Source organism: Wolbachia endosymbiont (group B) of Horisme vitalbata (assembly GCF_964028625.1).
Classification (GTDB): domain Bacteria; phylum Pseudomonadota; class Alphaproteobacteria; order Rickettsiales; family Anaplasmataceae; genus Wolbachia.
This window is the reverse complement of the sequence record NZ_OZ034797.1, coordinates 100,144-115,534: the sequence shown is the minus strand read 5'-3', so window position 1 is coordinate 115,534 and position 15,391 is coordinate 100,144. Positions and strand designations below refer to the sequence as shown.

The 15,391-nt window shown below is 35.8% G+C and carries 13 protein-coding genes, 4 tRNA genes and 1 pseudogene; 12 read left to right on the top strand and 6 right to left on the bottom strand.

Annotated elements, in window-relative coordinates; translation table 11 throughout:
- The first annotated feature begins 95 nt into the window (after positions 1-95).
- The gene (locus ABWU56_RS00645) at positions 96-401 is read left to right on the top strand and encodes a TrbC/VirB2 family protein (protein ID WP_353281591.1); all 306 of its coding nucleotides are present in this window, start codon (positions 96-98) and stop codon (positions 399-401) included.
- A gap of 100 nt (positions 402-501) precedes the next feature.
- Positions 502-1,461, top strand: a complete 960-nt coding sequence (locus tag ABWU56_RS00640) for an IS5 family transposase (protein ID WP_341815149.1) — start codon at positions 502-504, stop codon at positions 1,459-1,461.
- A 795-nt stretch (positions 1,462-2,256) separates the two neighbouring features.
- On the opposite strand, the gene ABWU56_RS00635 is transcribed toward ABWU56_RS00640, so the two are convergent.
- The 3 genes from ABWU56_RS00635 to mnmE all read right to left on the bottom strand — a co-directional run bounded on the left by ABWU56_RS00635 (position 2,257) and on the right by mnmE (position 4,892).
- Positions 2,257-3,261, bottom strand: a complete 1,005-nt coding sequence (locus ABWU56_RS00635; RefSeq protein WP_353281590.1) for an NAD(P)/FAD-dependent oxidoreductase — start codon at positions 3,259-3,261, stop codon at positions 2,257-2,259.
- Between the two features lie 170 nt (positions 3,262-3,431).
- Positions 3,432-3,516 (bottom strand) — tRNA-Ser (locus tag ABWU56_RS00630).
- Between the two features lie 47 nt (positions 3,517-3,563).
- A complete protein-coding gene (mnmE, locus tag ABWU56_RS00625; RefSeq protein WP_353281589.1) occupies positions 3,564-4,892 on the bottom strand; it encodes a tRNA uridine-5-carboxymethylaminomethyl(34) synthesis GTPase MnmE in 1,329 nt (442 codons plus the stop codon).
- Positions 4,893-5,023: 131 nt separating this feature from the next.
- Between mnmE and nuoI the strand changes: the two genes are divergently transcribed.
- From nuoI to infC, 3 genes are all read left to right on the top strand, one after another.
- A complete protein-coding gene (gene nuoI / locus ABWU56_RS00620) occupies positions 5,024-5,506 on the top strand; it encodes an NADH-quinone oxidoreductase subunit NuoI (RefSeq protein ID WP_264376017.1) in 483 nt (160 codons plus the stop codon).
- Positions 5,507-5,691: 185 nt separating this feature from the next.
- Positions 5,692-7,593 (top strand): threonine--tRNA ligase, encoded by a 1,902-nt coding sequence (gene thrS, locus ABWU56_RS00615; RefSeq protein ID WP_353281588.1) that lies wholly within the window; start codon positions 5,692-5,694, stop codon positions 7,591-7,593.
- Between the two features lie 12 nt (positions 7,594-7,605).
- On the top strand, positions 7,606-8,124 hold the full coding sequence (gene infC / locus ABWU56_RS00610; protein ID WP_341810923.1) for a translation initiation factor IF-3: 519 nt from the start codon (positions 7,606-7,608) through the stop codon (positions 8,122-8,124).
- A 22-nt stretch (positions 8,125-8,146) separates the two neighbouring features.
- Here infC and nuoF read toward each other — a convergent pair whose 3' ends face one another.
- Together nuoF and ABWU56_RS00600 are read right to left on the bottom strand one after the other, a co-directional pair.
- A complete protein-coding gene (gene nuoF, locus ABWU56_RS00605) occupies positions 8,147-9,400 on the bottom strand; it encodes an NADH-quinone oxidoreductase subunit NuoF (RefSeq protein WP_064085745.1) in 1,254 nt (417 codons plus the stop codon).
- Positions 9,401-9,417: 17 nt separating this feature from the next.
- A tRNA-Lys gene (locus tag ABWU56_RS00600) sits at positions 9,418-9,490 on the bottom strand.
- Positions 9,491-9,789: 299 nt separating this feature from the next.
- Here ABWU56_RS00600 and ABWU56_RS00595 point away from each other — a divergent pair.
- The 4 genes and pseudogenes from ABWU56_RS00595 (at position 9,790) to ABWU56_RS00580 (ending at position 11,412) form a co-directional block, all read left to right on the top strand.
- Positions 9,790-9,865 (top strand) — tRNA-Ala (locus ABWU56_RS00595).
- Positions 9,866-9,882: 17 nt separating this feature from the next.
- Positions 9,883-9,947 (top strand) — tRNA-Val (locus ABWU56_RS00590).
- Between the two features lie 317 nt (positions 9,948-10,264).
- Positions 10,265-10,573, top strand: coding sequence for a hypothetical protein (locus ABWU56_RS00585; RefSeq protein ID WP_264704516.1), 309 nt, complete (start codon positions 10,265-10,267; stop codon positions 10,571-10,573).
- A 29-nt stretch (positions 10,574-10,602) separates the two neighbouring features.
- A pseudogene (locus tag ABWU56_RS00580) lies at positions 10,603-11,412 on the top strand (IS630 family transposase).
- A 296-nt stretch (positions 11,413-11,708) separates the two neighbouring features.
- Here ABWU56_RS00580 and ftsA read toward each other — a convergent pair.
- On the bottom strand, positions 11,709-12,947 hold the full coding sequence (ftsA, locus tag ABWU56_RS00575) for a cell division protein FtsA (protein WP_010403853.1): 1,239 nt from the start codon (positions 12,945-12,947) through the stop codon (positions 11,709-11,711).
- A gap of 137 nt (positions 12,948-13,084) precedes the next feature.
- On the opposite strand from ftsA, the gene def reads away from it, so the two are divergent.
- The 3 genes from def to ABWU56_RS00560 all read left to right on the top strand — a co-directional run bounded on the left by def (position 13,085) and on the right by ABWU56_RS00560 (position 15,361).
- Positions 13,085-13,624 (top strand): peptide deformylase, encoded by a 540-nt coding sequence (def, locus tag ABWU56_RS00570; RefSeq protein WP_010403849.1) that lies wholly within the window; start codon positions 13,085-13,087, stop codon positions 13,622-13,624.
- Positions 13,614-14,387 (top strand): uracil-DNA glycosylase family protein, encoded by a 774-nt coding sequence (locus ABWU56_RS00565; RefSeq protein WP_010403847.1) that lies wholly within the window; start codon positions 13,614-13,616, stop codon positions 14,385-14,387. Before def ends, ABWU56_RS00565 begins: the two co-directional genes overlap by 11 nt.
- Positions 14,388-14,833: 446 nt before the next feature.
- The gene (locus tag ABWU56_RS00560; RefSeq protein WP_007302313.1) at positions 14,834-15,361 is read left to right on the top strand and encodes a demethoxyubiquinone hydroxylase family protein; all 528 of its coding nucleotides are present in this window, start codon (positions 14,834-14,836) and stop codon (positions 15,359-15,361) included.
- Positions 15,362-15,391: the final 30 nt, after the last annotated feature.

The window sequence follows — 15,391 nt, the reverse complement described above, 5'->3', positions numbered from 1 at the left end:
AATGAAATAAAGCATACTTTTAAGCAAAAAATCCTCACCATTTACTTAAATTTAATCAAAATGATAGATAATCCAGCGTTAAATACGGAGGCATAATGAAAAATTTTCTTCTACTTGTAGCTTTAATTCTTTCCTTTGCGTTTGATGTACATGCTGATGAAACATCAGCAGTGATATGTAAAATAGTGAGCTATACTCACAGTTTGGGTGGACCAATGATCACGATAGTGATAATAGGTGCAGCATTGCTTGCAATATTTGGCAGAATGCCGTGGCCAGCACTTTTTGCACTTGGTGCATTTACTGCTGTGTTTTTTGGTGCTCCTGCAGTTGTGAAAGCAATAACAGGACAAGATGCATGTACAACTAGTAGTACAACCCGAACTGGCTTTGTTGCATAGCTAGTGTTGGTTGAGGTTATTGTAAGAAGAAAAGCTTTTTAATATATGGCTACTAACGCATTTTGTTGTAAAATAGGCATTTTTCAAACAAGTACAACTTATGCCACAAAAAATGAGAGTAAGTAACCAAAGAGAATATAACGAGTTTCTCAAAAAAAGAGGAAATGTTTTTCATTTTGTTAATCAAGCCATAGAAAATTGGTATGAAAATAGTCCAAAAGTTGCAGGTGGCAATAACACTTATAGTGATAAAGTTGTAATTTTAATACACATAATAGTTCATCTTTTTAGAATTGGCTTGAGACAAGCTGTAGGTTTTGTAAAAGGTTATATGGTACAAATAGGCAAAAAACTTAAGATTATCAGCTATACACAAGCTTCCAGAAGATTTAAAAAGCTTAATTTGAAGATTGATGACCATAGAAGCAATAAAGATGATCTGGAAAATGTTGAAATTGCCGTAGATAGCACTAGAGTTAGTATCTACAATAATAACGGTGGGCATAGTAAGCTTAATATTCGAAAAAGAAAATACAGTGGTTATGGTCAAGTAAGAAAATTACATGTTGTTTTAAACATAAATGATAAGAAAGCAATAAGCATGAACTACACTAGTGGTGTTGCTGTAGACTATTTGCCGGTCTGCGATATGTTAGAAGAAGTCAGTGATAAATATAACATTTGTTCTATTCGAGCAGATGCGGCTTATGATATAAAAAGTGTGTATAAAGAATGCAGAAAATACAATATTGTGCCTATTATTCGCCCTAGGAAGGATACTAAAATTTGTTTAGCTGACTACTTATCAGAAAGAAACAAGTATATTAGTAGAATTAGGTCATATGAGAATTATGAAGATGGTATTAATGAATGGAAGAAAAAAGTTAAGTATGGAGCACGGTCTTATATTGAAGTCTTTTTCTATAGGTTGAAGCAAATATTTGGGTTTGGCTTGAAAAATAAATCAGAGGTAAATCGTGAAAAAGAGCTGTTAATTAAGTGCTACTTATTGAACAAATTTACTGATATAGGTATGGCTGAATTTAAATTAGCTGCGTAAATTCACTGTGATTTACATGCCTATCAGTGCTATGCAACAAAGCCACCCGAACTTGCCCTAGTGGTCAAACATGGGATGCAACATCAAACAGATGCCGCTAGGCACTAAAATTTCAGAAAAACATTAGCAAATGGTGCTTCTTAAAGAAGCACCATGACTGTACGAACTTGTGACTTAAGCCACCATAAAGGTGTTATTCGAGTAGTCCCTCCCTTGTCATCCCAGTGCGTGACACTGGGATCCAGGAAATTTGATTAGATATTAAGTTTATGAGCATAGAAGCAGTTAATTTTATGTTAAAACACAACATTTTTGATGAGGCTGTATTAAGAGATGGATCCCAGCGTCACGCGCTAGAATGACACCATTTGCTACGCAATTTACTTTCAAAAATGAATGCTCGTACAGCTGTGTGTCAGCTACTTACATAACACCTCTCGAAAATTACTTTAGTTACAAATATTAAGAAATTTACAAAACGAAGAAAAAAGGCAAAAGAATCCCCGTGTGACGAGTTTTAATAATTTAAATTGGCGTTGTAATAATGTCCTAACAAGCGCGTTTTGGCTGAATGTAGAAAAAATTTAAAAAGCCGCTATAATTTTTATGTAATTTGCCAATAAATACCTGAGTTTTTTTACTGAATTTTGTCATTGAGCCTGCAGGTCAAAAACAAGGATAAATACTCTTATTATCATGGCAAGGGAGTTGGAGAAATTTGTAAAGTAATCTTTTTCGTTTGTGTTCCCTTATGCTTGAGATAACTCCATGTAGGTTCATGGATCTCCTTACTCTTTAATTTCCATGAATTCCCTTTGAAGTTGAATGTTGAAAATTAACTGGAGAATTGTGAATTACTTCGTATATGTGATAACAAGCCATGGCGCTCTCAGCAAAACCATTTAGTATCAATTTTAGTTTGCCTGGATAAGTAGCTATATCTCCGATTGCATATATTCTATCTCTACTAGTTCTAAGCGTAGCTGAATTAACAACTATGCGGCTATGTTCTAACTGTATACCCCAATTGTTTATTGGACCAAGATTCATTGACAGTCCAAAAAATGGCAGCAAAAAATTAGCTGATATTTCTTTTTCTTCCTTAGAGGCAATGTTTTTTACTATCACTGCTCTCAACTGCCCATTACCTCCTGCTAGTTCGTGTAATTGATATGGCACTACCAGTTCTATCTTTCCATTATTTTCAAGTGATTCTAATTTATTTCTAGTTTCAGGAGTGCAGCGAAATTTCTTTCTCCTATGTATCAAATAAATTTTCTTTGCAACTTTAGAAAGTTCTACAGTCCAATCAGCCGCAGAATCCCCCCCCCCTGCAATGACTATAGTTTTGTCCTGAAAATCAGAAATTTTATTTACATTATAAAATACAGATTTATTTTCATATTCTAATATACCACTTAAGGGTGGACGGTTAGGTTCAAACATTCCGTTACCTGCAGCAATGATAACGGCTTTGCATTTTACCTCTGTACCTATGTTCGTTATGATAGTAAAGTTTTCACCTTCGTTATTTGAAATCTTTTCCACTTTTTGACTTAAATGGTAAACAGGCTCAAACGGTGAAGCTTGCTCCATTAGTCGCTCAATTAATTTTTGGGCAGTAATTACAGGATAACCAGGTATATCATATATTGGCTTTTCTGAGTAAAGAGCTGTGCATTGTCCTCCTGCTTGATCCAAAACATCTATTACATGACATCTCATATCAAACATTCCCGCTTGAAAAGCAGTAAATATTCCAACAGGCCCTGCACCTATTATTACGATATCGGTTTCCATATTCAGATGGTGATCTATTTATAGATATTAGCTTTCTTTGCTAACAAGGTCAATTTACAAAGGGATTTATTTTTAAAAGATGTGGCTAGATTAGATAAGATTTACAGCGTTACGAACCATCTAAATAAGCTCTAAAAATTAACTAACATTTTAAATCTGAGAAGTAAGTGCGGACGGAATGGGATTCGAACCCATGGTACGTTTCCGTACGTCAGTTTTCAAGACTGGTGCCTTAAACCGCTCGGCCATCCGTCCACCTCTTTTCTACCACAATATTTAATTTCAAGCAATCTATAAAAATCTTACTTGCCTACACAAAAGCTACTAAACACACTATCCAATATTTCCTCAACATTAATAATTCCAATTACTGCACCAAGTTCAAATGCAGCAAGCCTCAAGTCTTCAGATATCAACTCAATTGGATTATAGATATTAAAACGCTGTAAATGTTCCAGTGCTTTCTGCATGTGATTCCTATGTCTTTGCCGAGTAATCACAGGAGTGTCTCTATCATGCCCAAATTTTTCCTCTACTTTCTCTTTAATTACAGAGATTAGTCTTTCTGTACCTATTCCTTTTAAAATAGAAACAGGTAAAAAATCTATACTGTTAATTTTTATGCTGTGGTCATTGATAATATCATCGGCTTTGCTCAGCACGTAAATGGTGTTACTATTTTCAACACGGCAATCGATTCCATGACGCTGTTTGAAGGGAAATAGTTCTATTCTTAAATCAGCTTCAAAAGACCTTTTTTTCGCTCGACTTATACCTTCTGATTCTATTGGATCTGAACTCTCACGAATTCCAGCAGTATCAGAGAGAATGATTGGGTATCCACCAATGTCAATATGAGCTTCAAGTATATCTCTTGTTGTGCCTGCATATTCAGAAACAATAGCAATATCACGCTTGGCTAAGAAATTAAACAGCGTTGATTTACCGACATTTGGTTCACCAGTTATTACAATATGTAAACCCTCACGCAACCTTTCGCCCCGTCTATTATCATTTAAATGCTCTTGTATCAACTGCACGAGAGATTGCACTTCATTATTAATTTTTTCCAATTCACTTTTTTCTGCCCAAATGTTCTCTGGAAAGTCTATATATGCTTCGATTTTGGATTGTATCGTTATTAATCTTTGCCTCCAATTGCTGTATAGTCTCTCCAATTCTCCTGATATCTGCTTAATCGCTTGTTTAGCTTGCATTTTCGTCTCAGCATCAATTAAGTCTGCAATCCCTTCTATTTGCGTTAAGTCAAATTTACCATTTAGAAAAGCCCTAAGTGAGAATTCTCCAGGCCTGGCCATAACGAAAATTTTTGATAATTCCTCCAAGATGATTTTTATGACGGCCTTGCTTCCATGCACTTGTAACTCTATAACATCCTCGCCAGTGAAACTGTTTGGAGCAGGGAAATAGATGATTATTCCATTATCTATCAATTGACTGGAATCATCATATAGATCAACTAAAGTAGCAAATCTTGGTTTAATTTCTTTCTTAATATGAAAATGATTTAAAGCTTTAAGCGCGTAGTTGCCTGAAATTCTGACTACTGCAACTCCTGACTTACCAAATACGGTCGATAAAGCGAAAATAGTTTCATTTGTGTTTGTCATTATTGATATAAACTACTTAGCAATATTACACTTAAGAAACCAAAATACCTAAAAAGTCACCCAGGTGAAAATATTTATTTTGAAAACTGATAATATGATTTATAATGACTGACACAAGTTTTAAATATTTTATGCTCAAGAAATTAGCTTGGTACTGGTCTTTTGTAGAGTTAATTAAAGGGTTTGTTATTACATTAAAATATATGTTTAAGCCAAAGGTTACTTTGAGGTATCCTATAGAGAAGGGCCCTTTAAGTCCAAGGTTTCGTGGTGAGCATGCGTTGCGTAGGTATCCAAATGGTGAAGAACGATGCATAGCTTGTAAGTTATGCGAAGTTATCTGCCCTGCTCAATCAATAGTTATTGAAGCAGAGGAAAGAGAAGACGGTAGTCGCCGCACCACACGCTATGATATTGACATGACAAAATGCATATATTGCGGACTTTGCCAAGAAGCATGTCCAGTTGACGCAATTGTGGAGGGTCCTAACTTTGAATTTGCTACTGAAACAAGAGAGGAGCTAATGTACAATAAAGAAAAGCTATTGCGTAATGGTGAAGTTTGGGAAGAAGCAATTGCACTCAGGTTAAAAAAGAACAGGCCGTATTATTAACTAGGTATGTCAACAATTAAAATTTCTTACAGCAAGTATGTAATAGATCTCTTGTACAACTGTTATTTAACTGAAAGATCAGTAGCTCACCTTTTGGTGTCATTCCAGCGCGTGACGCTGGAATCTAGAAAAGAAAGAAACATGGATCCCAGTGTCAAGCACTGGGATGACAAAAGGTCTAATGAATGATAAAAGTTACCTTTTTATCCGAACAAAAAGTAAAAGAATACAGTGGTAGAGTCACTGGCTTTGATATATTACAACCGGATGCTTTGAGAGAAGCAATTGCCTTTAAGGTAAATGGTGAGTTGTATGATCTCTCACGTGAAATTGAATCTGATACAGAGATAGAGGTAATACAACTGAGTGACGAAGCGGGTTTAGATATAATAAGGCATGATGCTGCTCATATAATGGCGCAGGCAGTAAAAGAGCTCTTTCCTAATACTCAGATTACTATCGGGCCAACAATTCAAGATGGTTTCTACTATGATTTTGCTACAGATCGTGCCTTTACCACGGACGATCTTACTGCAATAGAAAAAAAAATGAAGGAAATTATAAAAAGTAACCACAGATTCGTCCGAGAAGTTTGGACTCGTAAGCAGGCAATTGATTTCTTTAGTGATATAGGTGAAAGATACAAGGTTGATATTGTCTCATCAATACCAGAAAACGAAAACCTAACTGTTTATAAACAAGGCAACTTTGTAGACCTATGTCGTGGTCCGCACTCACCATCAACTGGCAGAGTTAAAGCGTTTAAACTTATGAAAGTAGCAGGTGCATACTGGCGTGGCGATTCTAAGGGCCCAATGTTGCAAAGAATATATGGCACCGCGTGGAGAAATAAGGATGAATTAAATACTTATCTTAAACGTCTGGAGGAAGCAGAAAAACGCGACCACCGCAAAATTGCTAAGGATATGGACTTATTTCACATTCAAGAGGAAGCTGTTGGGCAGATTTTTTGGCATGAACAGGGATATACTTTATATAATGTTCTTGAGTCTTACATCAGAAAAAAGTTAATGAACAATGGCTACTTTGAGGTAAAAACACCTATTTTAGTAAGCAAAGAGCTGTGGGAAAAATCGGGACATTGGGATAAGTTTCGTGAAAATATGTTCATTATTGATGAATCTGAAAGTAAAAAGCTAGCAATAAAACCCATGAATTGCCCTTGTCATGTGCAGATTTTTAATTCTCACACCAGAAGCTATCGTGATTTACCGATACGTATGGCAGAGTTTGGCACATGCCATAGAAATGAAAGCTCAGGCTCATTGCATGGAATGATGCGAGTGCGTGGTTTTACGCAAGACGATGCACATATTTTTTGTATGGAAAAACAAGTGAATTCTGAAACTGTAAAGTTTTGTGACCTTTTAAAAGAAGTATATTCAGAACTTGGGTTCAATGAAATTTCTGTGAAATTTTCAGACCGTCCAGATACTAGATCAGGTAATGATGAAGTGTGGGATAGAGCTGAAAGAGCACTGCTTGAAGCAGTTAAAGAAGCAGGGCTTAGTTATGAACTTAATCCTGGTGAAGGTGCATTTTATGGTCCAAAGTTAGAGTTTGTTTTGAAAGATGCAATAGGTAGAAATTGGCAATGTGGAACGTTGCAAGTTGATTTTATTTTACCGGAGCGGCTTGGAGCTTTTTATATAGGAGCAGACGGACAAAAGCACCACCCTGTTATGCTACATAGAGCAATTCTTGGAACTTTTGAACGTTTTATTGGGATTTTGATAGAAAATTATGCAGGAAAATTTCCAATTTGGCTTGCTCCAACGCAACTTGCTATTCTGACCATTATAAATGAAGCTGATGGTTATGCTACTGAAATCAGCAATATTTTAAAAGAACAAGGTGTTAGAATTAAGACCGATTTGACCAATGAAAAAATTAGTTATAAGATACGCTTGCATAGTTCAAATAAGGTACCTATATTATGGGTTATAGGTAAAAATGAGATCATCAATAGAACTGTGTCAGTGAGAAATTTAGGGTCAGAAGAACAAGAGTCTTTTCCTTTGGAAAAGGCTACTGAATTGCTGTTAAAAATTATTAATTTGAATTAATGGAGCTAAAATTTGCAAGTCAAAAAGAACAATAAAAACAGAATTAATGAACTCATCACAGCTAAGGAGGTACGCTTAGTTGATCATAGTGGTGAAATGGTCGGAATTGTTCCAATAGAACAAGCTTTGGAAGTTGCACAAAGTGTTAATTTAGACTTGGTAGAAATCGCACCTGATTCAACTCCTCCAGTATGTAAGATACTGGACTATAGCAAACAAAAGTATGATATAAAAAAGAAGGCAAGTGAAGCAAAAAAGAAACAAAAAACATTAACTATAAAAGAAATTAAACTGGGTCCTAATATTGGTGATCACGACTACGAAACAAAATTGCGTCAAGCAAGGGATTTTCTTGTGCATGGACATAGAATTAAAGTCACAATGAGATTTAGAGGTAGAGAGCTTATAAATACTGAGGTTGGACTGGAAAAATTAGAACGGCTAATTAGAGACGCTGAAGATATTGCAAAAGTAGAATTAGCACCTAAAAGGGAAGGAAATCAATATTTTCTAACTCTGGTTGCTAAGTAGTAAAACGACTTAAAAGTGTAAGTTAAGTTACTGCCCTATCTTCAATTACATGACGAAAATGTCTGATTAGCCCTTGCACTGGCCAAGCTGCAGCATCGCCAAGCGCACAAATTGTATGTCCTTCTATTTGAGTTGTAAGGTCAAGTAGCTTATCTACTTCACCAGGTTTAATATTTCCTGCTACCATTCTTCTCATAATTCTCCACATCCATCCAGTACCTTCACGACATGGTGTACATTGCCCACAGGACTCATGCATATAGAAATGTGATAATCTTTCTATTGCAGCTATTATGTCAGTTGATTTATCCATCACTATTACAGCAGCAGTACCAAGCCCTGATTGTACAGCTCTCAATGAATCAAAATCCATTTCAATAGTATCGCATATAGATTTTGGAATTAATGGTACTGAAGACCCACCAGGTATTACAGCAAGTAAGTTATCCCAACCTCCTCGCACTCCACCTGCATATTTTTCAATTAATTCACGTAGTGAAATTCCTAGCTCTTCTTCAACATTACATGGATTATTTACATGCCCTGAAATACAAAAGACCTTAGTGCCAGTATTATTTGGTTTACCAAGAGATGCAAACCACTCTCCTCCGCGATTTAGGATATCTGGAACCATAGATATAGTTTCAACGTTGTTTATTGTAGTGGGGCAGCCAAAAAGTCCAACACCTGCGGGAAATGGAGGTTTCATGCGAGGAAAGCCCTTTTTTCCTTCAATGGATTCGAGTTGAGCTGTTTCTTCCCCACATATGTAAGCTCCTGCACCCCTATGGATAAACACATCAAGATCATAACCTGACTTGCAGGCATTTTTTCCAATTAAGTTTTCTTTATAGGCTTCCTCAAGTGCTTTTTTTAGAACTAAATGTTCATTATAAAATTCACCCCTGATATAAATATACGCAGCTGATGCGCTGATCGCTCTGCCAGCCAGAAGAATTCCCTCAAGTAGCTTGTGTGGCTCATATCGTAATATGTTTCTGTCTTTACATGTACCAGGTTCTGACTCATCTGCATTGACTACTAAATATGCTTTTGGAGGATTTTTAGGCATAAAGCTCCACTTAAGGCCAGTAGAAAATCCTGCACCCCCTCGACCTCTCAAGCCAGATTTCTTTACTTCATCAATGATTTTTTCTGATCCTAAATCCAGTAATTCCTTTGTTTTTTGCCAACTACCACGTTTTTTTGCACCCTCAAGTAGTGGTGTTTCTTTACCATTTAAGTTTGTGAATATTTTGTCCTGTTCTTTTAGCATGCTTTTAAGATTCTAAGTGATCCCGACGCGATTCGAACGCGTGACCCACTGATTAAAAGTCAGTTGCTCTACCGGCTGAGCTACGGGATCATTTTATTTTTCAGCTATAATAAACAGTAATATAGTTTTTATCCATTTTAATCAAACTAAAATTTTCATGTGTGGTTAAATAAATTATATAATGTACTGTATTAGTGATAATTTAATTAAAAATTTTTGAAGGAAAACTTCTTGTTAATTCAAAGATTCATTTGGTAAAGCTGACGTACAACTCTAAAAAGATAGAGAATTATACATAAATGCAGAATTTGTGCACTATTTAGCAATAGCCTCACAAATAAATATTTCTTGCATTTCAGCCTGAGTGATTTATGCTTTAAGCAAAAGTTGGGGGCATAGCTCAGCTGGTAGAGCATCTGTTTTGCACGCAGAAGGTCAGCGGTTCGATCCCGCTTGCCTCCACCAATCCACAAACAAGAAAAGGGCGGTTAGCTCAGTTGGTAGAGCATCTCGTTTACACCGAGGGGGTCGGCACTGTCATCGCCCATTAAATGGAGAGTTTTTAGCCAAAATTTAAAATACAAAAATACACTAAAAACTAATCAAATAAACACGGTATCTCACTGTCAATATTTACCCATAAAAACTCTATATTTTACATAATCTATTAAGAATACTCTCTATTTCTCTACAATATAGGGTATTTTTCAACAATTTAGATAGAGTAAACAAGTCAATAAAAGAATTTAATTTGACAGTAGAGAGAGGTTTGTTTTGAAAAATATTTTAGATTGAGAAAAATTAGTGCTAAGTTGCAAAAATCTTTTTTTAACAGTATACTGTAATAACACTAAGGTACTAGTAGTGACAGGGATTACACAAGAAAAATACTCATCAAAAACTCTAGCATCAGAACTGCAAAATCTTCCAGAACCTAGAGCAAGTCTTAATTCAGCTTATGAAAGCAGTGATATTGATGAGAATATTATTTTAGAACTTCCACTCAATAATTTGCTTTGTCTATTAGAAGCTCCTAAAGATGGCGACGAAGGAAGAAATGCTCGGTCAGGGTATCAAACATGCATAGATTTTATAAGAACTCATTATATTGTAAACGAGCAAGAAATAAACTCTAAAAGTATAGCTCTTTTCATAATAGTCCAAACGAGGTAAAATAAGGTTTTATAGTAGTGAAGGTAAGGATGCCAGCAGCATATAGTTATAAAAAAAGCAATGGAAGCACTAGAAGAAGGAGAAAGCAGGGAAACGGTGGCAGCAAGATTTAAAATTGGAAGAACTACGTTATGGGAGTGGCAGCAAAGAAGAAAAGAAACAGGAGATTTTCAGTCAAAAAAACTTGGAAATGGAGGTTATAATCACAAAATTACTGACTGGAATAAATTTACTGAATTTGCTAAAAAATATGGTGGTATCGGAAATGGCTAAGCTTTGGAGCAATGTTAGTATCCCAACGATCCATCGAGCTCTTAAAAAAATTGGACTCACACGCAAAACAAGACATATGGATACAAAGAAAGAAACGAAGAAAAACGCGCTGAATTTTTGAAAATTATAGCAACAAAAGAACCTCAAAACTTAGTTTATATAGATGAGTCTGGACACCGAGTTATGGATATTGCCAGAAGGGACAGAGGTTTTATGCTCTAAAATCTGGTAAAAAAATTCAACGAATCAGTATGATTGCAGCCTTAAACGGCAGAAAAATAGTTGTTCCGTTAACATTTGAAGGCCACTGTAAATGGATATCTTTAATAAATGGTTTGAGCAGTTTCTGACACCTATTTTGAAACCTGGACAAACTGTTATCCTTGATAATGCTACTTTTCATAAGTCTAATAAGATTTGCTAAAGGAGTTGGCGCAGAAATTTTATATCTACCGCCTTATTCTCCCGATTTTAACAAAATTGAGCATCATTGGTTTGCTATAAAAAACAGAGCTAGTCCTCTATTCACATCTTTTCGTCATGCTGTTGATTCCGCTTTTCTATAAGCTTTTCGGACTATTATGAAAAGAGCTATAAATGGCTATTTATAATGAATTTTGTCAGTAACTGCCAGTTCTTTTCACTTGAGCGATGCAACAAAGCCCACTGGGATCCAGCCTGTTTTATCTTTTATCATAGAATGAGACGTTCAGCATATTCATCTTTTTCCATTACCATATCATAAACAATCATTCCATGGGAGCGCATAATTTCAGGTGTATGATCACGAATCAATTTATCAATCTTGAAATAATTTTCTTTATACTTCCTTTGACGGATATCAAAACTTTATTTGGTAAAATCAAACCGTGACTTTCGATTTAACCCAATTATACAATTTACTCATTTTACCATCTTGACCGAGCATTCCAGAGTTATTTTTATAAAAAGTGTCAACTATTAGCTTGATAGAGCCTATGGCAGCAGAAAATACGGGATTTTTATCATACTCGCCATCAAGGCCACTGAGAGACTCAGGGCATCCAATGCGGACTTGTTTGTTGAATATATAGCTTGCAATCTCTTTCATGCTTGTGAGTTGACTGGTTCCACCTGTGAGCACTACTTTATTGATTGGATCTTTTTGTTCTTGAAATTGTTCTCTTACCAGTTCAAATATCTCCTCAACTCTAGGTCTTATGATGTCAATAAGTTCGGACTTGGGTACTCGAGTCGGTTCATCATTTTCACTGTTTTGCAGTGTAATATATTCGTTCTCATCTATTGAAGTTACGACAGTGCTACCGTATAGTATTTTTATGCGTTCAGCATGCTCTATACTTGTGCATAGTCCATAAGCTATATCTCGAGTGATGTGAATGCCACCAATTGGAATGCTGCTTGTGTATATAAGCTTTCCTCTCTTAAAAATTCCAATTGCAGTACACCCACCCCCTATGTCAACAATGGCAGTTCCTAGCTCTTTTTCATCTTCACTTAGACAGGCAAGGCCTGCAGAATATGCGGAAGCAATACAACCAGCCATACTTATCCCGCTATTATTAGTTATACAATTTTCAATGTTGGTAAGCGCTGGACGCGAAGCAGTGACGACATTAACATCAGCAGATAGTCTTTTTCCGTACAATCCACCAACCTCTTTTATATCAGTCATGTCATCCAAGTGATATTTCAGTGGTATATTGTGAATGATAACATTTTCTTCGATATATTTCTCAAACGTCTGAAAGACTACACGTTTTATATCTCGGTCTGAAATTTCGTGATTAGCTGCAATAATTTCGTTATATACGTTAAAAGATGAGACTCCACATCCGGCTACATTCACATATATCTGGTCTATAGTCTCTTCTGATACTTGCTCAGCTAAACCTATAGTTGATGAAATAGAGTAACTTGCATGCTTTGCATCAGTTATTGATCCACCGCTTATACCTTCTGCACTTTTATAACCCGTTCCTATTATTTTATAGCTGAAGTTGCTATTGATCTTAACAATGAGACAGATAATTTTTGTTGTACCTACGTCTAAAACGGCAAAAACATTTCGCTTTGGTTTTATTATTACTGCAGAGTACATTAGTTGACCTTATGACACAATTCCATTCAAATTGTAGCTTCCTTTAATAATTTATATTTCTATTAAAAATACAGCAACATTTTAATATACCCAAAATACTGTACAAAGGAAAAAATAAAACATAAAATTTTAATTTTATGTCTAAATTGCCAATTGTAATTGCCCCTGATGAAAGGTTAACTACACGTGCCAGTGAAGTAACAGATATAAACGATAAAATTAAAGAATTAGTAAACGACATGTTCGAAACTATGTACCATGAAGATGGTCTTGGCCTTGCTGCAGTGCAAATTGGAGTGATGAAGAGAGTTTTTGTCATGGACGTTCAGCCAGAGAAGGCTGAAGATGGGCCAGCAGGATATGAATCAACTGGCAAATTTTGCATGATTAATCCTGAAATTACAGAATTATCGGGTGAACAAGTAATTCTCAAAGAAGGGTGCCTTTCAATTCCAGAGCAAAGCCATGAAATTAAGCGTCCAAAATATTTAACTGTGAAATATAAAAATTTAAATAACGAAGAACAGACGCTAAAAGCTAGTGGTTGGCTTGCAAGGTGTATTCAGCATGAGTTAGATCATTTAAATGGTATATTATACGTTAGACATTTGTCTAAATTGAAGTACGATATGGCTATGAAAAAAGCTCAAAAGGTTAAGAGGCACTATGAACAATGAAGATCTAGAATTGTTGAAGTTCTATCATGAAGTGGGTGTTGACTGCACGCTAACTGAAGGTGAAGAGGAAAAAAAAGTGGAAAATGAGAGAGCTGCACAGTCTTCTGTCATCGAGCAGAAAAAAGCCATGTTCCCAAGTGACTGGATCATTGAAGCAAGGAAGCTTGCAAGTGAATGTGGTAGTGTAGATGAACTAAGAAGTGCAGTTAAGTCATTTGAGGGTTGTGAAATAAAAAAAACTGCAACTAATACTGTTTTTTCCGATGGTAATCCAAATGCAAAAATCATGCTTGTTGGTGAAGCACCAGGAGCAAATGAAGACCTGAAAGGCATACCATTTTGTGGTGCAAGCGGAATGCTGCTCGATAAGATGCTCGGTGCAATTAATCTGGACCGCACTAAGGTATATATAAGCAACACCGTGTTTTGGCGTCCACCAGGTAATAGAAAACCAACTGATCTAGAGCTTGATATGTGCAGACCATTTGTTGAGAAGCATATTGCTCTTGTTTTACCGCAGATTCTGATTTTTGTTGGAGGAATCGCATGTTATAGCCTTCTTGATAACACAAAGACTATATCGAACTTGCGTGGCAAATTTCATACTTATACTAACCAATATTTATCTCATGCAATTACCACAGCCGCTATATTTCATCCAGCCTATCTACTTCGTCAACCAGCACAAAAACGCTTAGCTTGGGAAGATTTAAAGAAGATTAGAGAATATCTTGATAATACTAATAACCACACGGATGTTTAGCTTACTACTCGTTGTCATCCCAGTGCCGGCTAATTGCATTAAATATTGAAAAATTTACTAAACAGAGAAAAAGGCAAAAGAAAATCTATCAGCTACTACCTATTTTTTTAATTGGCGTTTTTCATTGTATTAAATGCTTTGATAAGCGCATTTTAGCTTATGTGGGTAAAAGTTTTATAAAGACATAGAGTGCACATAGTACAAAAAATTAAACATCAAGTATATTGAGCTTTTTGTCTTTTTATCTGCACAGACTGAAGATAAATAATATATCTTCACCCTTATTTTAAGGAGAATGGCGGAGTCCGTCAAGTAACTCTTGCCGTTGCTATAGCTGCTTGAGTTCCTGTAATCACAATGTTGGTGCAATGCATGCATGGAATTTTATTTACTCTATAATATGTTGGTTTATAGTAGTACTAATGCAGAAATAAAGGGAGGAGACATTGGAAAGCAATATAAAAAAATTGAAAGGAAATTTTTTAGAACAAGCAATTAGAGTAAATCATGCTGGCGAATATGGAGCCATTTGCATTTATTCCGGTCAAAAATTTATTCTTAAAAAATCTTCCATAATTGACAAAATAATTGAAATGGAGGAGCAGGAAAAAAAACATTTCCACTATTTTAATGAGAAAATCAAGGAGCAAAGAGTTCGTCCTACTGTTTTGTTGCCAGTTTGGGGTGCTTTAGGGGTATCACTTGGTGTTGTAACTGCCATGATGGGTAAAAAAGCCGCTATGGCTTGCACTGCTGCAGTTGAAGAAGTGATCGGAGAGCACTACAAGGAGCAAGTCTTACATTTAGAAGATGGGGAATTAAGAGAAACTATAAGTAAATTTCGCGATGAGGAATTAGAGCACAGAGATATTGCAATTCAGCACAATGCCGAAAGCGCACTTGGCTACAACGTTTTATCTTTGTTCATAAAAACAAGCTGCAAAGCTGCTATTTACCTCTCTAAATTGATTTAATCAATCACTATTTGACAACCAACCACATTT